Annotated in this window: 18 protein-coding genes; 13 read left to right on the top strand and 5 right to left on the bottom strand. The window is 74.0% G+C overall.

Translation table 11 applies throughout. From position 1 onward, the window contains the following. Positions 1-225: 225 nt before the first annotated feature. The 6 genes from ACFYMP_RS01500 to ACFYMP_RS01475 all read left to right on the top strand — a co-directional run bounded on the left by ACFYMP_RS01500 (position 226) and on the right by ACFYMP_RS01475 (position 5,272). Complete coding sequence (locus tag ACFYMP_RS01500; protein ID WP_388848633.1) at positions 226-1,002, top strand: metallophosphoesterase; 777 nt, start codon at positions 226-228, stop codon at positions 1,000-1,002. Positions 1,003-1,094: 92 nt separating this feature from the next. Next, the gene (locus tag ACFYMP_RS01495) at positions 1,095-1,580 is read left to right on the top strand and encodes an SRPBCC family protein (protein ID WP_388848630.1); all 486 of its coding nucleotides are present in this window, start codon (positions 1,095-1,097) and stop codon (positions 1,578-1,580) included. A 23-nt stretch (positions 1,581-1,603) separates the two neighbouring features. Next, positions 1,604-2,782 carry an ArsA family ATPase gene (locus ACFYMP_RS01490; protein WP_388848627.1) on the top strand — a complete coding sequence of 393 codons (1,179 nt, stop codon included), beginning with the start codon at positions 1,604-1,606 and terminating at the stop codon, positions 2,780-2,782. A gap of 113 nt (positions 2,783-2,895) precedes the next feature. After that, positions 2,896-3,435 (top strand): DUF5304 family protein, encoded by a 540-nt coding sequence (locus ACFYMP_RS01485; RefSeq protein WP_388848624.1) that lies wholly within the window; start codon positions 2,896-2,898, stop codon positions 3,433-3,435. A gap of 56 nt (positions 3,436-3,491) precedes the next feature. Then, positions 3,492-4,433 (top strand): ROK family glucokinase, encoded by a 942-nt coding sequence (locus ACFYMP_RS01480; RefSeq protein ID WP_388848621.1) that lies wholly within the window; start codon positions 3,492-3,494, stop codon positions 4,431-4,433. 74 nt (positions 4,434-4,507) lie between these two features. Continuing rightward, a complete protein-coding gene (locus tag ACFYMP_RS01475; RefSeq protein ID WP_388848618.1) occupies positions 4,508-5,272 on the top strand; it encodes an endonuclease/exonuclease/phosphatase family protein in 765 nt (254 codons plus the stop codon). A gap of 49 nt (positions 5,273-5,321) precedes the next feature. On the opposite strand, the gene ACFYMP_RS01470 is transcribed toward ACFYMP_RS01475, so the two are convergent. Both ACFYMP_RS01470 and ACFYMP_RS01465 read right to left on the bottom strand, forming a co-directional pair. Further along, complete coding sequence (locus tag ACFYMP_RS01470; protein ID WP_388848615.1) at positions 5,322-5,963, bottom strand: hypothetical protein; 642 nt, start codon at positions 5,961-5,963, stop codon at positions 5,322-5,324. Continuing rightward, positions 5,956-6,744 (bottom strand): alpha/beta hydrolase, encoded by a 789-nt coding sequence (locus tag ACFYMP_RS01465; RefSeq protein ID WP_388848612.1) that lies wholly within the window; start codon positions 6,742-6,744, stop codon positions 5,956-5,958. Before ACFYMP_RS01465 ends, ACFYMP_RS01470 begins: the two co-directional genes overlap by 8 nt. Before the next feature lie 270 nt (positions 6,745-7,014). Here ACFYMP_RS01465 and ACFYMP_RS01460 point away from each other — a divergent pair, with 270 nt between their 5' ends. From ACFYMP_RS01460 to ACFYMP_RS01445, 4 genes are all read left to right on the top strand, one after another. Then, positions 7,015-7,785 carry a lysophospholipid acyltransferase family protein gene (locus ACFYMP_RS01460; RefSeq protein WP_388848609.1) on the top strand — a complete coding sequence of 257 codons (771 nt, stop codon included), beginning with the start codon at positions 7,015-7,017 and terminating at the stop codon, positions 7,783-7,785. Positions 7,786-8,286: 501 nt separating this feature from the next. Further along, positions 8,287-9,471: a MacS family sensor histidine kinase gene (macS, locus tag ACFYMP_RS01455; RefSeq protein ID WP_388849546.1), complete on the top strand. Its 1,185-nt coding sequence runs from the start codon at positions 8,287-8,289 to the stop codon at positions 9,469-9,471. A gap of 77 nt (positions 9,472-9,548) precedes the next feature. Then, complete coding sequence (locus ACFYMP_RS01450; RefSeq protein WP_388849543.1) at positions 9,549-10,193, top strand: response regulator; 645 nt, start codon at positions 9,549-9,551, stop codon at positions 10,191-10,193. Between the two features lie 120 nt (positions 10,194-10,313). Beyond that, on the top strand, positions 10,314-11,318 hold the full coding sequence (locus ACFYMP_RS01445; protein ID WP_388848606.1) for a 2-hydroxyacid dehydrogenase: 1,005 nt from the start codon (positions 10,314-10,316) through the stop codon (positions 11,316-11,318). A gap of 25 nt (positions 11,319-11,343) precedes the next feature. Here ACFYMP_RS01445 and ACFYMP_RS01440 read toward each other — a convergent pair whose 3' ends face one another. Further along, complete coding sequence (locus ACFYMP_RS01440; protein WP_388848603.1) at positions 11,344-13,296, bottom strand: anthranilate synthase family protein; 1,953 nt, start codon at positions 13,294-13,296, stop codon at positions 11,344-11,346. A 121-nt stretch (positions 13,297-13,417) separates the two neighbouring features. Further along, complete coding sequence (locus ACFYMP_RS01435) at positions 13,418-13,474, bottom strand: trp operon leader peptide (RefSeq protein WP_388849540.1); 57 nt, start codon at positions 13,472-13,474, stop codon at positions 13,418-13,420. Positions 13,475-13,604: 130 nt separating this feature from the next. Between ACFYMP_RS01435 and ACFYMP_RS01430 the strand changes: the two genes are divergently transcribed. Both ACFYMP_RS01430 and ACFYMP_RS01425 read left to right on the top strand, forming a co-directional pair. Then, positions 13,605-14,960: a class II 3-deoxy-7-phosphoheptulonate synthase gene (locus ACFYMP_RS01430; protein ID WP_388848600.1), complete on the top strand. Its 1,356-nt coding sequence runs from the start codon at positions 13,605-13,607 to the stop codon at positions 14,958-14,960. A gap of 196 nt (positions 14,961-15,156) precedes the next feature. Beyond that, entirely contained in the window at positions 15,157-15,444 is a 288-nt protein-coding gene (locus ACFYMP_RS01425) for a bacterioferritin-associated ferredoxin (protein WP_388848597.1), read from the top strand. 67 nt (positions 15,445-15,511) lie between these two features. Here the strand turns inward: ACFYMP_RS01425 and bfr are convergent, their stop codons facing one another. Next, the gene (bfr, locus tag ACFYMP_RS01420; protein WP_388848594.1) at positions 15,512-16,030 is read right to left on the bottom strand and encodes a bacterioferritin; all 519 of its coding nucleotides are present in this window, start codon (positions 16,028-16,030) and stop codon (positions 15,512-15,514) included. Between the two features lie 188 nt (positions 16,031-16,218). On the opposite strand from bfr, the gene ACFYMP_RS01415 reads away from it, so the two are divergent. After that, a complete protein-coding gene (locus ACFYMP_RS01415; protein WP_388848591.1) occupies positions 16,219-16,842 on the top strand; it encodes a sulfite oxidase-like oxidoreductase in 624 nt (207 codons plus the stop codon). The last annotated feature ends 44 nt before the right edge of the window (positions 16,843-16,886 follow it).

The following is a 16,886-nucleotide window of genomic DNA, read 5'->3' as shown; positions in this document are numbered from 1 at the left end:
GACGTTACCCACCGGTAAGGGGTTTTCGATAGGGGGACCGGGCCAGATGTTCGGTGCGTCACACGCCGCGCAGGCGCTTCGCGCACAGTAGTCCACGGTGCTTCCGACTGAGAAGTAACCGCAGGTCCGACCCCGTCCGCCGGTTTCCCGGCGACCGCTGTGCCGTGCGAGGGGGCGGCCCACCTCCCCTGTCCGTGGCCCGGCGCCGGTCCTAGAGTGACCGGCATGCGAAGGACCCGTATCCATGTGGTGAGCGACGTGCACGGCAACGCCCGGGACCTCGCCCGCGCCGGGGACGGCGCGGACGCCCTCGTGTGCCTCGGCGACCTCGTGATGTTCCTCGACTACGCGGACCACTCGCACGGCATCTTCCCCGACCTGTTCGGCACCGAGGCCGCCGACCGGATCGTCGCCCTGCGCACCGCCCGCCGCTTCGAGGAGGCCCGCGAGTTCAACCGCGTCCAGTGGGCCCGGCTCGGCGAGGAACCGGGCCCCGCCATCGAGCGCGCCGCCCGCCTCCAGTACGCGCGCCTGTTCGCCGCCTTCCCCACCCCGACGTACGCGACCTTCGGCAACGTCGACCTGCCGCACCTGTGGAAGGAGTACGCCCGCCCCGGCACCACCGTCCTCGACGGGGAGCGGGTGGAGATCGGCGGCCGCGTCTTCGGCTTCGTCGGCGGCGGACTGCGCACCCCGATGCGCACCCCCTACGAGCGCGACGACGAGGAGTACGCCGCGCGGATCGAGGCGCTCGGCGAGGTCGACGTCCTGTGCACCCACATCCCGCCCGAGGTCCCCGAACTCGTCTACGACACCGTCGCGCGCCGCTTCGAACGGGGCAGCCGCGCGCTGCTCGCCGCGATCCACCGCACCCGGCCCCGCTACCACCTGTTCGGCCACGTCCACCAGCCCCTCGTGCGGCGGGCCAGGATCGGCGCCACCGAGTGCGTGAACGTGGGTCACTTCGCGTCCACCGGGCGCCCCTGGGCCCTGGAATGGTGAGGGCGGCCGGGGCGGTAGCCTTGCCGCGCGGGCCCCACTTCGTTCCACTTCCGCGAAACACCCGACCGGTCTGCACTGGAGGAGCCACGGCGATGGCCGAACACACCAGCTCAAGCATCATCATCGAGGCCCCCGTGGCCGACGTCATGGGTGTGATCGCCGACTTCGCCCGCTACCCCGACTGGACCGGCGAGGTCAAGGAGGCCGACATCCTGGCCACCGACGACCAGGGCCGCGCCGAACAGGTCCGCCTCGTCATGGACGCGGGCGCCATCAAGGACGACCAGACCCTCGCCTACACCTGGCCCAGCCCCGAGGAGGTGAGCTGGACCCTGGTCAAGTCGCAGATGCTGCGCTCCCTCGACGGCTCCTACCGGCTGCGCGCCGTCGGCGCGGGTACCGAGGTCACCTACCGGCTCACGGTCGACGTCAAGATCCCGATGCTCGGCATGATCAAGCGCAAGGCCGAGAAGGTCATCACCGACCGCGCGCTCGCCGGGCTCAAGAAGCGCGTCGAGGCCGGTCCGCCCGCCCAGACCGCGACCGGCTCCGCGCCCCCGGCCGGCGATCCCGCCTGAACGCCCGAGCCCTTCCCCAGCCCATGCGCACGGTCCTCGTCACCGGCCCCGGCGGCGCGGGCCGCACCACGCTCGCCGCCGCGACCGCCCTCGCCGCCGCCCGCGCGGGCTCCCGCACCCTGCTGATCACCCCCGACCGGGCGGCCGCCGCCGTGCTCGGCACCCGGCCCGCACGCGCCCCCGTCGAGATCGCGCCCCTGCTCAGCGTCGTGGGCACCGACCCCGACCAGGGCTTCCGCAGCGGCCTGCTCACCCTCCAGGAACGCGCCGGCACCGCCCTCGCGCTGCTCGGCGCCGCCCCGCTGGAGGACGGCGAACTCACCACGCTGCCCGGAGCCGGCGAACTCGCGCTGCTCTCCACGCTGCACCGCCACGGAGCCGGCGAGGACCCCGGGGGCGAGGGGGAGGCCGGGCCCCCCTACGAGACGCTGGTCGTCGACCTGCCGGCGGGCGAGGCGGCCCTCGCGCTGCTCGTCCTGCCCGAGCAGCTGCGCCGCTACCTCGGCCGCCTGCTGCCCGCGCGGCGGCAGGCCGCCCGCGCGCTGCGCCCCGTCCTGGGGCGGCTCGCCGGGGTGCCGATGCCCGCCGAGGACCTCTACACGCTCGCGGCCCGCGCCGACACCACGCTCGCCGCCGTCGAGGACCTGCTGCGCGCCCCGGAGACGACCGTCCGGTACGTCGCCGAGCCCACCCCCGCCGCCGCCGACGCGCTGCGCGCCCACCGCACCGGCACCGCCCTGTACGACCTGCGCCCCGAAGCCGTCCTCGCCAACCGCGTCCTGCCCGAGCCGGCCCCCGGCGCCGCCCAGCAGGACAAGGTGCTCGCCGAGTGGCGGGCCGAACCGCTGCCCGTGCACCCCGTGCCCCACCTCGGCCACGACCCGCGCGGCCTCGACGACCTCGCCGCGCTCGACGTGCCCCCGCCCGCCGCCCTGCCCGTCGAGGCGCTGCCCTGGCCCCTGCACGACCGGCGTGCGGACCACGGCTGCCTGGAGTGGTGGATTCCGCTGCCCGGGGCGGTACGCGAGGACCTCGACCTCTTCCGCCTCCACGACGAACTCGTCGTCACCGCCGGGCCGTTCCGCCGCGTCCTGATCCTGCCCTCGGCGCTGCGCCGCTGCTCGGTGACCGGTGCCGCCCTGCGCGAGGGCGCCCTGCGGGTGCGCTTCACCCCCGACCCCGCGCTGTGGCCCCGGCGCTGAGCCCGTGGGGGCGCCCCGCCCGCCGTCCGGCCCCCTCCGCCCGTCCGCCCGGTCCGGTACCGTCGAAGTACGCAGCCCCGCCCCCCGGCCCCACCCGCCCGCAGGAGTCCGCCATGAGCGAAGCCACCGAGCCCTCCGCCTCCTTCGACGACGACGCCTGGTCCACGGCCTGCGCCGAGGACCTCGCCGCCGAGCGGGCCCGGCGCCGCCAGGAGCAGGGCCCGCGTCCCGGTTCCGCCGCCGAGGAGCTGCGCCGTCTCGCCGAGGCCGTCGCCGACCGCGTCGGAGCCTTCTCCGCCCTCGCCGGTTCCGCCAGCCCCGTCGCGGGCGCCACCGCGGAACAGGTCGTGCGCCAGGTCGTCCAGCAGGCGAAGTCCGTCGTGGAGCCCGTCCTGGAACGCAATCCGCAGGTCTTCGACCACCTCGCCGCCGCCGGGGCCGAACTCCTCGCCGCCTACCGCAGCGCCGTGTCCGGCCAGGAGAGCCGCTGGACACGTGGCGACCAGCCCTCCGCGAGCGGCGGCGCGACGCCCACCGGGACGGCCGGGCAACACCCCGGGAAGGGTCCCGGGCAGGACGGCACGGACGGTCCCTCCGGACCCGGCCGCGACGAGGAGGGCCCCGGTCGCGGGGAGCACATCGACCTCGACTGACGGCCCCTCGCGTAAGGTTGCTCCTCAGCGGGGCTCGACCGAAAACTGAGGGACACATGGGACTCACCATCGGCGTCGACATCGGCGGCACGAAGATCGCGGCTGGAGTGGTGGACGAGGAGGGGGCGATCCTCTCGACGTTCACCGTGCCCACGCCGCCCACCGCCGAGGCCATCGTCGACGCGATCTCCAGCGCGGTCGCCGGCGCCAGCAAGGGCCACGACATCGAGGCCGTCGGCATCGGCGCGGCCGGATACGTGGACGACAAGCGCGCCACCGTCCTGTTCGCGCCCAACATCGACTGGCGCCACGAACCGCTCAAGGACAAGGTCGAGCAGCGCGTCGGCCTGCCCGTCGTCGTGGAGAACGACGCCAACGCGGCCGCCTGGGGCGAGTACCGCTTCGGCGCCGGGCAAGGCCACGAGGACGTCATCTGCATCACGCTGGGCACCGGCCTCGGCGGCGGCATCATCATCGGCAACAAGCTGCGCCGCGGACGCTTCGGCGTGGCCGCCGAGTTCGGCCACATCCGGGTCGTCCCCGACGGTCTGCTGTGCGGCTGCGGCAGCCAGGGCTGCTGGGAGCAGTACGCCTCCGGCCGGGCCCTGGTGCGCTACGCCAAGCAGCGCGCCAACGCGACCCCCCAGGACGCCGAGATCCTGCTCGCCCTCGGCGACGGCACGGCCGACGGCATCCAAGGCAAGCACGTCAGCGAGGCGGCCCGGCAGGGCGACGCCGTCGCGATCGACTCCTTCCGGGAGCTCGCCCGCTGGGCCGGCGCCGGACTCGCCGATCTCGCCTCGCTGTTCGACCCCTCGGCGTTCATCGTCGGCGGCGGCGTCTCCGACGAGGGCGATCTCGTGCTCGACCCGATCCGCCGCTCCTTCCGCCGCTGGCTGATCGGCGGCGCCTGGCGTCCGCACGCCCAGGTGCTCGCCGCCCAACTCGGCGGAAAGGCAGGGCTGGTCGGCGCCGCCGACCTCGCCCGCCAGGGCTGAGCCCCCCGCGCACGCCCCACGTCCGTCGCGTCCCCGGTGCGGGAGGCGGCGGACGTCGGCGTAGGTTGAGCGCCATGCAGAGCCCAACGCCGCCCAGCACCTTGCCCGGCTCCCGTACCGAGCCGGACGGTTCCGCCGTAGTGCGGGTCCTCAGTTACAACATCCGCTCCCTGCGCGACGACACCGAGGCGCTCAGCCGGGTCGTCCGCGCCTGCGCGCCCGACGTCGTACTCCTCCAGGAGGCGCCCCGGTTCTTCCGCTGGCGCAAGCAACTCTCCCGGCTGGCCCGGGAGTCGGGCCTGGTGACCCTCGCGGGTGGCGGCACGGCCGCCGGGCCCGCCCTCCTGTGCTCGCTGCGCGCGACCGTCGAGAGCACCGAGGACGTCCTGCTGCCGCTCACCCCCGGCCTGCACCGGCGCGGACTGTCCACCGCCGTGCTCCGCTTCGGCGCCGCCCGGCTCGGCGTCGTGAGCTGCCACCTGAGCCTCCAGAAGGACGAGCGGTACGCCCAGGGCGGCATGCTCCTCGACAAGGTCGCCGGGCTCGGCACGCCGTACGCCGTCGCGGGCGGCGACATCAACGAACGCCCCGGGGGCCGCACCTTCCGGCTGCTGGCCGGGAAACTCCGCGACGCCTGGACCGTCCGCCCGGCCGGCGGGGAGTACACCTCGACCGCCGCCGACCCCCACCAGCGCATCGACGCCCTGTTCGTCACCGAGGGCGTCGAGGTGCTGGGCTGCGGCGTCCCCCAGCTGCCCGGTGTGAGCGAGGCCGACCTGCGCGCCGCCTCCGACCACCTGCCCGTCCTCGCGGCGCTGCGGCTGCCGGCGGCCGCCTGAGACAACCCGGGGGCGGGCCCGCGCACGGCGCCGCCCGCCCCGCCGGGGCTCACACCACCGCGCCGCGCCCCGGATCGTCCTCGTCGTCCTCGCCGTCCCCCATGCGCACGACCAGGGTCGCGAAGCCGCCGACGAAACCGCCGATGCACAGCGTCGCGAGCCACCACGTCATCGTCCAGCCCAGCAGGACGATCAGCAGAGTCAGCACCGGACCGCCGATCACCGCGATCCAGGCGAACTTGGACGTCACGTCGGCCGTCGGCAACGGCGGGTCCGGCTGCACGAAGTGCCCCTCGTCAGCCGGGCCCAGGTCGTTCGCCCCGGGCTCGGCGAGGGAGTGGTCGCGCGGGCCGCCCACCAGGCCCGGCGCGAAGGCCACCGAACCACCGAGCGGCCGGACCCCGGACGCCGAGCCCTTCCCGGCCTCGCCGTCCTCCTCCTTCCCGGCCTTCTCCGCCGGGTCGCCGTCCTTGTCCCCGCCTTTGCCCTGGTCCCCGTCACCGGCGGCCCGGGAGGCCGCCTCGGTACGGGCCAGGTCCTCCACGGACTTGAACGGCCGCGCCCCCGGCGGGTCCTCGGGCTCCTGGCCGTACCCGGCGACGATCGCCGCCCAGGCCGCCTCCTCGTCGAAGGGGACGCCGCTCTCCTCCGGCTCCCGGCTCTCCTCGCGCTCCGCGCCGTTCTCAGCCACCGGTGGCCGTCCCTTCGTTGGCGAAATGGGCGAATTCTGGAGCGATCCGGGACACGAAGGAAACACTCTCCCCGAAGATCCGGTCCGCGTCATGGTCCAACGTCGCGACGTGGTGGCTGTGTTCCAGCACCAGCTCGGTGACGTCCCGTGAGGAGACCCGGCTCAGCACCCGCGCCGAGTCGGCCGGCGGCACCACGTGGTCCCGCGCGCTGCGCAGGAGCAGCAGCGGCTGGGTGACCTGCGGCAGATCGCGGTCCACGAGCCGGAAGAAGGCGCGCACCGAGTGCGCCGCGTGCAGCGGGACGCGGTCGTAACCCAGCTCCTCGACGCCCTCCTTCGCGATGTCCCCGACCAGGCCCCGCGTGGAGGGCAGCAGATGGCGCGCCACCGGCAGCGCGTGCGCCGCCGCCCCGTGCACCTTGAGGGCCGGGTTGACCAGGACGAGACCCGACACCGCCGCCCCGTGCCTGGCCGCGAGCCGCAGGGCGAGCGCCCCGCCCATCGACAGACCGCCCACGAACACCCGCTCGCAGCGCTCGGCCAGCTCCCGCAGCGCCCGGTCCACCTCGGCGTACCAGTCCTGCCAGCCGGTGACCTGCATGTCCTGCCAGCGGCTCCCGTGCCCCGGCAGGAGCGGGAGGGACACACTCGCCCCGCGCCGCGCCAGGTACCGGGCCCAGGGGCGCAGCGACTGCGGCGAGCCGGTGAAGCCGTGACAGAGGAGGACGCCGACCTGCCCGCCCTCGTGGCGGTACGGCTCGGCTCCGGGAAGGACCGGCACGATCGGTCTCCTTCGTGAGGCGGGACGGAACAGTGAAAGGGGTGCGGGGGTGGCGTGCGGGGACGGGGGTGCGACCGGGCGGTACGGGGGGCTGGCGCCGCGCTCCCGTACCGGCATGTCCGGCCGGGAACGGGGCACCGGAACCTTGGCGCGGGAGCGTACTTCACCGTACGCGACCGGGCCGACACCGACCAGGGTCGTCGCCCCGCCCACCCGCCCGCGGGCCCCCCGGCGGGTAAGGTCGACGGCAAGGACAGGGAAGGCGGACCGGTGATCTACAACGCGATGAAGCACTCGCTGGGTGCCTCGCTCAAGCTTGCCTTCAGGCCCTGGGTGGAGGGTATGGAGCACATCCCCGCCGAGGGCCCCGCCATCCTCGCGAGCAACCACCTCTCGTTCTCCGACTCCTTCTTCCTGCCGTCGATGCTGGACCGCAAGGTCACCTTCATCGCCAAGGCCGAGTACTTCACCACCCCCGGGATCAAAGGCCGGCTGACCGCCGCCTTCTTCAAGGGCGTCGGCCAGCTCCCGGTGGACCGCTCGGGCGGCCGGGGCGCGGGAGAGGCCGCGATCAGGAGCGGGGTCGAGGTCCTGGAACGCGGGGAGCTGTTCGGCATCTACCCCGAGGGCACCCGCTCGCCCGACGGCCGCCTCTACCGCGGCAAACCCGGCGGGCTCGCCCGGGTCGCGCTCGCCAGCGGCGCCCCCGTCATCCCGGTCGCGATGATCGACACGGAGAAGATCCAGCCGCCCGGCCAGGTCATGCCCAAACTCATGCGGCCGGGCATCCGGATCGGCAAGCCGCTCGACTTCAGCCGGTACGAGGGCATGGAGCAGGATCGTTTCGTCCTGCGCGCGATCACCGACGAGGTCATGTACGAGATCATGAAGCTCTCGGGCCAGGAGTACGTCGACATCTACGCGACCGCCGCCAAGCGCCAGATCGCCGACGCGGCGAAGAAGCGCGCCGAGGCCGAGAAGGCCGCGGCCAAGGAGCGCTCCGGCTCCGACGGAGCCGAGGAGAGCGGCCGGGCCGCCTGAGCGCTTGGCCGCTTGAGCGCCTGGCTGTCTGAGCGCCTCGCTGCCTGAGCGGCCGGGCCGCGTGAGCGCGTGGCCCGAGCGGCCGGCCCGTCCGGCGGCCGGGTCCTGAGCGGTCGTCCCGCCCGGGTGCCGGCCGTCTGAGCGCCCGGCCCGACGTGGGTGCCGGCCCGTCTGAGCGCCCGGCCCGCCTGGGTGCCCGGCCCCGCGCCGGCAGCTCCTGTCCCCTCTCCCTGTTCGCCTTCCGTTCGCCTTCCCTGTGGCGGGCGCGTCCTCTTCTCCCCGCGCCTTCCGGAACCGCATAGGCTGCCCTGCGCGTAGGACCGAGTGGGGGGCACCGGTCGAGAGCGGGGGGCACACGAGGTGAGCACGAGGGAGCGCCGGGCGGCTCGGGAAGCGCCGGGGCCGCGGGACGGGCAGAGCGTGCCGGGGACGGGGAGCGTGCCGCCCGGAGCGCGGGCCGAGAGCGTCCCGTCCGCCCGGCCCGGCGCGCCCCGGCCCCGGATGTCCGTCGAGCAGCCGCTGTGGCGGGCGCTCACCGGCTACCGGGTGCTGACCCTGTGCTACGCGGTCGGGCTGTTCCTCGCCTCGTACCGCGAGTACGCCATGCCCCACCTCGCCGTCGCGTACTACGTGGTGCTCGCGCCCTGGACGCTGCTGACCCTGCGCCGGGTCTCGGGCGCCGCGCGCTGCACCTGGGCCTTCCTCGGCGCCGACCTCGTGATCGCGCTCACCGGCATCCTGCTGACCCCGCTCGCGCAGGGCGCGGACCGGGTCGCCTCCGGAGTGCCCACACTGCCCTCGATATGGACGGCCGGCGCGGTCCTCGCGTACGCGCTCAAGGGCGGCTGGCGCTGGGCGGCCCTCACCTCCGCGCTGGTCGGCCTGGCGAACGTCGTGCAGCGCGGCGCCCCGAGCCAGAGCACCGTGCACGCGGTGCTGCTGGTGTGCGTCGCCTCCATCGCGATCGGCTACGTCATCGAGGTGGCCCGCGCCTCCGAGCGCACCCTCGCCCGCGCCCTGGAGATCGACTCGGCGACCCGCGAACGCGAACGGCTGGCCCGGGACATCCACGACAGCGTGCTCCAGGTCCTCGCCATGGTGCAGCGCCGCGGCACCGCCCTCGGCGGGGAGGCCGCCGAACTGGGCCGCCTCGCCGGGGAGCAGGAGAGCGCGCTGCGCGCCCTGGTCCTGGGCCGGCCCGCCGCCCCGGCCGCCCCGGCCACCGAGGACGCCGAGGACGCGCGGCCGGGCGCGGCGCCGGGACCGCTCGACCTGCTGCCGCTGCTCGCCGCGCACTCCGGCCCCGGGGTGAGCCTCGCCGGGCCCGGCACGCCCGTCCTGCTGCCGCCGCACACCGCCCGCGAGGTGGCCGCCGCCGTGGCCGCGGCCCTCGACAACGTCCGGGCCCACGCGGGCGAGGGGGCGCGGGCCTGGCTCCTGGTCGAGGACGAGCCGGAGGCCGTCCTGGTCACCGTTCGCGACGACGGGCCCGGTATCCCCGAGGGCCGCCTGGACCAGGCCGCGACCGAGGGGCGGCTCGGCGTCGCCCAGTCCATCCGGGGCAGACTGCGCGACCTCGGCGGTGGCGCGGAACTCCTCTCCGTCCCCGGCCAGGGCACCGAGGTCGAACTGCGCGTACCGCGCCCCGCCACACACACCGCACACACCTCACGAGAAACGGGCTGAACGGGATGAACGGGTCGGAGGACCAGACGCGCGAGGCGCGGGAGAGCGGGACGGACGAAGCGGAGGCGACCACGGTGATGGTCGTCGACGACCACCCGATGTGGCGGGACGCGGTGGCCCGCGACCTGGAGGCGGCCGGATTCACGGTCGTCGCCACCGCGGGGGACGGCGCCCAGGCCGTACGCCGCGCCACCGCCGTACGCCCCGACGTGCTCGTACTCGACCTGAACCTGCCCGAGCTGCCCGGCGTCGAGGTGTGCAAGCGGCTCGTACGGGAGCGGCCGGGGCTGCGCGTCCTCGTGCTGTCCGCGAGCGGGGAGCACGCCGACGTCCTGGAGGCCGTCAAGTCCGGCGCCACCGGCTACCTGCTGAAGTCGTCGAGCACCGGGGAACTCGTCGACGCCGTCCGGCGCACCGCCGTCGGCGACGCCGTGTTCACCCCCGGGCTCGCCGGTCTCGTGCTCGGCGAGTACCGGCGGCTGGCCGCCGAGGGGGCCGCGGCCGGTGAGCAGGAGCCAGGCGCGCCCCGGCTGACCCCACGGGAGACCGAGGTGCTGCGGCTCGTCGCCAAGGGCCTGAGCTACAAGCAGATCGCCGAACGCCTCGTCATCTCGCACCGCACCGTCCAGAACCACGTACAGAACACCCTCGGCAAACTCCAGCTGCACAACCGCGTGGAGCTGGTGCGGTACGCCATCGAACGCGGCCTCGACGAGGTCTGAGCCGCCGCGCCCGCCCGGCGCGGGGCAGGGCCGAAGGTCCCGGACCGTCGTGTCCGCCGGGCGTGTCACCCACCGCGGGCCCTAGGGTCGGGGGCAGTGTCACCTACCTGGGGAGCCGCTGTGGAGATCCTGGCATTCGGCGTGCAGGCCGACGAACAGCCGTTGCTGGAGCGGGCCTTCGCCGGCCACTTCGCGCTGCACTGCCTCGACGTCTTCCTGACCGCCGACACCGCCCCGCTCGCGGCGGGCCACGAGAGTGTCTCCACCAGTGTCAACGCCGACCTCGGCGCCGAGGTCCTGGAGATCCTCGCGGCCGGCGGCACGCGGATGATCGCCCAGCGCTCCACCGGCTTCAACAACATCGACGTGGCCGCCGCCGAACGCCTCGGACTGACCGTCGCCCGGGTCTCGGAGTACTCGCCGTACTCGGTCGCCGAGTTCGCGTGGAGCCTCGCGCTGGCCGTCAACCGCCACGTGGTGCGCGCCGCGCGCCGCACCCGCGAGTTCGACTTCAGGCTCAACGGGCTCATGGGCCGCGATCTGCGCGGCCGTACCGTCGGCGTACTCGGCACCGGGAAGATCGGCGCGGCCTTCGCGGCCATCGCCCACGGCTTCGGCATGCGGCTGCTGGGCTGGGACCTCGCACCGAACCCGGCCTGCCTGGACCTCGGCATGGAGTACGTCGAGCGGGAGCGGCTGCTGCGCGAGTCGGACGTCGTCAGCCTGCACGTCCCCCTGCTGCCGACCACCGCCCACCTCATCGACGCGGCTGCGCTGCGCCTGATGAAGGACGACGCGCTGCTGGTCAACTCCAGCCGGGGCGGGCTGATCGACACCGAGGCCCTCGTCGAGGAACTGCGCCGGGGCCGCTTCACGGGCGTCGGGCTCGACGTCTACGAGGCGGAGGCCGGGCTGTTCTTCCTCGACAAGTCGCTGGAGGGCGTCGACGACGACGTACTCGCCCGCCTCATGACCTTCCCCAACGTCGTCGTCACCTCGCACCAGGCGTACTACACCGTCGACGCCGTGCAGCAGATCGTCGACGCGACCCTCCAGAACGTCCGCGACCACGCCGAGGGCCGGCGCGGCCCGAACGTCCTGGTCCCGGCGGTGCCCGGACCCTGACCTCCCGGCCGCGCCGCCCCGGGCCCTATGCGCGGGGGCGGGCCGGCAGTGCGCGGGCCGCGTCCGCGAGCAGCCGGGAGACGACCGACGCCCCGTCCAGGGTCAGCACCGACTCCGGGTGGAACTGCACCGAGGCGAAGCCCGGCCCGCGCAGCGCGTGCACCTCCCCGCTCAGCGGGTCCCGGCTCACCTCGATCGCGTGGGCGGCGAGTCCGTGGGCGGCCGCGTCGTCGCAGCGCGCGGTGAAGCTGTTGTAGAAGCCGACCGTCTCGGGCCGCCCGAACAGGTCCACGGTGGTCTGCGCGCCCTGGAAGGGGACCTCCTTGCGCACGAGGTCCAGCCCCAGTTCGGCGGCGATCACCTCGTGTCCCAGGCAGACGCCGAGCAGCGGATGGCGGCGCGCGCCCAGCAGGTCCGCGGCGAGCGCCCGCAGCAGCCGCATCTTCGCGTCGCCCGCGTCCGCCGGGTCGCCGGGGCCGGGGCCGAGGACGACCGGGCCCTCGTGCGCGGCCACCGCCTCGGGCAGCCCCGGCGCGTCGAAGCGGCGCACCCCGACCGCGAGGCCCGAGGAGCGCAGCAGGTGCGCGAGCATCGCCGTGAAGGTGTCCTCGGCGTCCACCACCAGGACCCGCGCCGAGGGCGGCCCCGCCGGGGCCGAGCGCAGCCGCAGCCAGAACGGGGCCAGACCGGAACGCCGGCCGTCCAGCGCGGAGCGCACCCTGGGGTCGTCCGCCAGCCGCACCGGCCCGCCGGGCAAGGTCGCCGCCCGGCCCCGCCGCACCCCGAGCGCGGCCAGCACCCCGGCGGCCTTCGCGTGGGTCTCGGCGACCTCGCCCGCCGGGTCGGAGCCGCGCACCAGCGTCGCCCCGACCGAGACCCCCAGGCGGCCCTCCCGGTCGATGTCGGCGGTACGGATCAGGATGGGGGAGTCCAGGGTCTGCGCCCCGCCCGCGTCCCTGCCGATCAGGGCCAGGGCCCCCGCGTAGTAGCCGCGCCCGCCCTCCTCGTGGCGGCCGATGACCCGGCAGGCGTTCTGCACCGGGGAGCCCGTCACGGTCGCCGCGAACATCGTCTCGCGCAGCACCTCGCGGGCGTCCAGCGTCGAGCGCCCCCGCAACTCGTACTCGGTGTGCGCGAGATGGGACATCTCCTTGAGGCGCGGCCCGACCACCACCCCGCCCATGTCGCCGACGGTCGCCATCATCTTCAGCTCCTCGTCGACCACCATCGACAGCTCCTCGACCTCCTTGGCGTCGCCCAGGAAGTCGAGGAGGCCCTCGACGCTCGGCCCCTCGGCCGGATAGCGGTAGGTCCCGCTGATCGGGTTCATCACGACCGTCCCGGAACGCCGTCCGCCCGAGGCGTCCGTGCCGCCGCCGGTCATCCGCACGTGCACCTCGGGGCTCGCCCCCACGAGGGTGCGCTCCCCGGTGTGCACGAGGAAGGTCCAGTACGCGCCGCGCTCCCCGGCCAGCAGCCGGCGGAACAGGGCGAGCGCGTCCCCGCGGCCGCAGCCCTCGATCCGGCCCCGGAAGGTGCGCCGGATCACGAAGTTCGCCCCCTCGCCCCGGCCGATCTCCTCGCGCAGCACCCGCTCCACCGTCCGCGCGTACCCCGCGTCGTCCACGTCGAAGTGCCCGTCGCGCACACGCACCTCGTGCGCGGGCAGCAGGCGCAGCGCCTCGGCCGTGGACACGGTGTGCGCCTCCTGCGTCAGGAGCACCGACAGCGGGGTGCCGTCGTCGCGCACGTCGAAGCCGCGCTCGCGGATCTGCCGGAAGGGCACGAGCGCGAGGACCGGCAGCTCGCCCTCCTCGGGGATGTCCGCGAGCCGCTCGACCTCAAGCACCGGGCCGGTCAGCACCTCCACCGTGTCCGCGTCGTGGCCGGGGGTGCGGCGGCGCAGCAGGGCGAAGGGCGGGGCGCCGGGGGAGCGGAGCCGGTCGAACAGGGCGGCGGCGGGGCTGGTGGGATGCATTGGGACGTTCCTTCCGGGGGGCGGAGCTGGGCGGAGAGGAACGGCCGGCCGCTTCCGGGAGAGCCCGGAAAACACTGAAGGCCGCCCCTCGGGCGGCCTTCGCGAACGTGGGTACGCGCAGTCAGTGGGCCGCCGGAGGAGCGGGCCACCACCAGGAACGGGTCGAGTGCGCGAACATGAGCGGCACCCTAACCGATGCCGGGGCGGCCCGTCATCCGCCCGCCACGCGGCGCGCCCGTTCGTACACGTTCCGTCTCATCTGATGAGCCGGAGCATGGACACCTGTGAGGACGCCGTAAGGTGGCCGGGTGACCGTGAACGCCGAAACCGACGCCGTCGCCGCCAAGGCGACCTGGCGAGACCTGCCCGCGGCGCAGCAGCCCGAGTACCCCGATGCCGAGGCACTGCGCGGAGTCGTCGCGGACCTCGAATCGTATCCGCCGCTGGTCTTCGCCGGCGAGTGCGACCAACTGCGCACCCGGATGGGGGCCGTCGCCAGGGGCGAGGCGTTCCTCCTCCAGGGCGGCGACTGCGCCGAGTCCTTCGACGCCGTGACCGCCGAACACATCCGCGCGAAGCTCAAGACCATCCTCCAGATGGGCGCCGTCCTCACCTACGCGGCCTCCGTGCCCGTCGTGAAGGTCGGCCGGATCGCCGGCCAGTACTCCAAGCCGCGCTCGAAGAACACCGAGACGCGCGACGGAGTGACGCTGCCCACCTACCGGGGCGACTCCGTCAACGGCTTCGAGTTCACCGCCGAGGCGCGGGTGCCCGACCCCGAGCGGCTCAAGCGGATGTACCACACCTCCGCCTCCACGCTGAACCTCGTCCGCGCCTTCACCACCGGCGGGTACGCGGACCTGCGCCAGGTGCACGCCTGGAACCAGGACTTCGTGCGCACCTCCGCCTCCGGGCAGCGCTACGAGCAGCTCGCGCGGGAGATCGACAACGCGCTGAACTTCATGCGGGCCTGCGGAACGGACCCGGAGGAGTTCCGCACCGTCGAGTTCTACTCCTCGCACGAGGCGCTGCTGCTCGACTACGAGTCGGCGCTGACCCGTGTGGACTCCCGCACCGGACGGCTCTACGACGTGTCGGGCCACATGGTGTGGATCGGTGAGCGCACCCGCCAACTGGACGGCGCGCACATCGAGTTCGCCTCCAAGATCCGCAACCCGATCGGGATCAAGCTCGGCCCCACCACGACCCCGGAGGAGGCGCTGCGGTACATCGAGCGCCTCGACCCGGACCGCGAGCCGGGCCGGCTGACCTTCGTCGTCCGGATGGGCGCCGACAAGGTCCGCGACAAGCTCCCCACGCTCGTCGAGAAGGTCACCGCCTCCGGCGCGACCGTCGCCTGGGTCACCGACCCGATGCACGGCAACACCTTCGAGGCGGCCTCCGGCCACAAGACCCGCCGCTTCGACGACGTGCTCGACGAGGTCAAGGGCTTCTTCGAGGTGCACAAGGAGCTGGGCACCCACCCGGGCGGCATCCACGTCGAGCTGACCGGCGACGACGTCACGGAGTGCGTGGGCGGCGGCGACGAGATCTTCGTCGACGATCTCCACCAGCGCTACGAGACGGCCTGCGACCCCCGGCTCAACCGCAGCCAGTCGCTGGACCTCGCCTTCCTGGTCGCGGAGATGTACCGCGCGCAGTGAGGGCCGCCGGGAGGCGCTGAACACCGAGACGCCGGTGGGGCACGGATCGTGTGATCCGTGCCCCACCGGCGTTCCCGGGCTTTACGTCCGCCGGTCGATGGGTAAGGTTAGGGTTACCTCACCGGCCGGGAGGGTGCGGCGCACCGACCCCGGGCCGGGAGACCGACTGACCGAGCCCGCAGGGGAGGTGGACCGCGTGTACGTCTGCTCGTGTTTCGGCATCACGGAACAGCAGGTCAAGGAGCACGCGGAAGCCGGGGCGGGCACCCCGAGGAAGATCGCCTCGGCCTGCAAGGCCGGCACCGACTGCGGCCGCTGCGTGCGGCAGATCCAGTCCCTCCTGGGCCGGGGCGCCTGCCCCCGCCGCGAGCTGATCGACCTCGGCGCACCCGCCGCCGTGGCGCTCGCCGGACCCGCTTCCGTGCCCGCCGCCGTACCGGTCGCCCCGCTCGCGCACGGGGAAGCGCTGGACGACGCCGCCTGACCCGTCGGTACGGGCGGCTCGGCCGGTCCGGTCCGCCGGTGCGTGGCCCGGTCCGCCGGTCTCTGCGTCAGTCGGTCTTGAAGCCGCTGGTGCCGGGGCCCGAGGGGTCGGGCTGGTTCTGCTCGATGACCGTCGAGAGGTACAGCGCCTCGCCGAGCTTGTCGATCAGCTCCAGCTGGGTGTCCAGGTAGTCGATGTGGTGCTCCTCGTCGGCGAGGATCGCCTCGAAGATGTTGGCCGAGGTGATGTCCCCCTTGCCGCGCATCAGCTCGACGCCCCGCCGCAGCCGGTCGATCGCCTCGACCTCGATCTGCCGGTCGGCCCGGAACATCTCGGTCGCCGTCTGCCCGACCGACACGTGGAAGAGCCGCTGGTAGTTGGGCAGGCCGTCCAGGAGCAGGATGCGGTCGGTGAGGATCTCCGCGTGCCGCATCTCGTCGAAGGACTCGGCCCGGGTGTACCTCGCGAGCTTGGTCCACCCCTTGTGGTCCTGCAGCTTCGCGTGGAGGAAGTACTGGTTGATCGCGGTCAGCTCGGCGGTCAGCTGTTCGTTCAGGAACTCGATGACCTCGGGGTCGCCCTGCATCGTCGGGGCTCCTTCCAGGAGAACAACGGCGGGTACGGCCGGTCACGGACCGGCTGGAATGCGCGAATCCTCGCATCGCGGTTCCCGAGCGTCCAGTAAGTGCACGCTTAGTCAGCCCCGCCCCAGGCGTCACCGCGGTCACACTGTCCGAGGTCACCGACGCCCGTCCGGTCTGTCAGGATGGACGTATGGGTCAGCGGGCGAGTGAAGCACACGAGCATCCGCGGCTGCCTCCCGGACAGCGGCTGCAGCGCGGCTGGCCGGTCACGCACTACGGGCCGGTGCCGAAGTTCCGGCCCGAGCGCTGGGAGTTCCGGGTCTTCGGTGCCACGGCGGACGGCGACAAGCACGCGTGGAACCACGAGGAGTTCTCCGCCCTGCCCTACACGACGGTCACCGCCGACCTGCACTGCGTCACGAAATTCAGCATGACCGGGGCCGAATGGGGCGGGACCCCGGCCCGCACCCTCCTGGACCTCGTACCGCCCGCCCCCGCCGTGACCCACGTGATGGTGTGGGCCGAGTACGGGTTCAGCTCGAACCTGCGGCTCTCCGACTTCGCCGCCGAGGACACCCTCTTCGCGACCCACAAGGACGGCGAGCCGCTCACCGCGGAACACGGATACCCACTGCGCCTGGTCGTTCCCCGGCTCTACGCCTGGAAGGGCCCGAAGTGGGTGCGCGGCGTCGAGTACATGACCGCCGACCGGCGTGGTTTCTGGGAGGAGCGCGGCTACCACAACATCGGCGACCCCTGGCGCGAGCAGCGCTACTCGTACCAGGAGGAGCCGGGCGAGGGCCCCGCGGCCTGAACCCGGAGCCGGGCGGGGGCCGACGGGCTGAGTGCGGGAGCCAG

This window comes from Streptomyces sp. NPDC007088 (genome assembly GCF_042869355.1).
Classification (GTDB): domain Bacteria; phylum Actinomycetota; class Actinomycetes; order Streptomycetales; family Streptomycetaceae; genus Streptomyces.
Note: the sequence above shows the minus strand (reverse complement) of the source record. Positions and strands in the feature narration are given on the sequence as shown.

Coding starts and splice junctions, on each gene's coding strand:
- ACFYMP_RS01495 (WP_388848630.1), top strand. CDS start 1,095: ATGGCCGAACACACCAGCTCAAGCATCATCATCGAGGCCCCCGTGGCC.
- ACFYMP_RS01480 (WP_388848621.1), top strand. CDS start 3,492: ATGGGACTCACCATCGGCGTCGACATCGGCGGCACGAAGATCGCGGCT.
- ACFYMP_RS01485 (WP_388848624.1), top strand. CDS start 2,896: ATGAGCGAAGCCACCGAGCCCTCCGCCTCCTTCGACGACGACGCCTGG.
- ACFYMP_RS01415 (WP_388848591.1), top strand. CDS start 16,219: ATGGGTCAGCGGGCGAGTGAAGCACACGAGCATCCGCGGCTGCCTCCC.
- ACFYMP_RS01490 (WP_388848627.1), top strand. CDS start 1,604: ATGCGCACGGTCCTCGTCACCGGCCCCGGCGGCGCGGGCCGCACCACG.
- ACFYMP_RS01475 (WP_388848618.1), top strand. CDS start 4,508: ATGCAGAGCCCAACGCCGCCCAGCACCTTGCCCGGCTCCCGTACCGAG.
- macS (WP_388849546.1), top strand. CDS start 8,287: ATGTCCGTCGAGCAGCCGCTGTGGCGGGCGCTCACCGGCTACCGGGTG.
- ACFYMP_RS01500 (WP_388848633.1), top strand. CDS start 226: ATGCGAAGGACCCGTATCCATGTGGTGAGCGACGTGCACGGCAACGCC.
- bfr (WP_388848594.1), bottom strand. CDS start 16,030: ATGCAGGGCGACCCCGAGGTCATCGAGTTCCTGAACGAACAGCTGACC.
- ACFYMP_RS01440 (WP_388848603.1), bottom strand. CDS start 13,296: ATGCATCCCACCAGCCCCGCCGCCGCCCTGTTCGACCGGCTCCGCTCC.
- ACFYMP_RS01450 (WP_388849543.1), top strand. CDS start 9,549: ATGGTCGTCGACGACCACCCGATGTGGCGGGACGCGGTGGCCCGCGAC.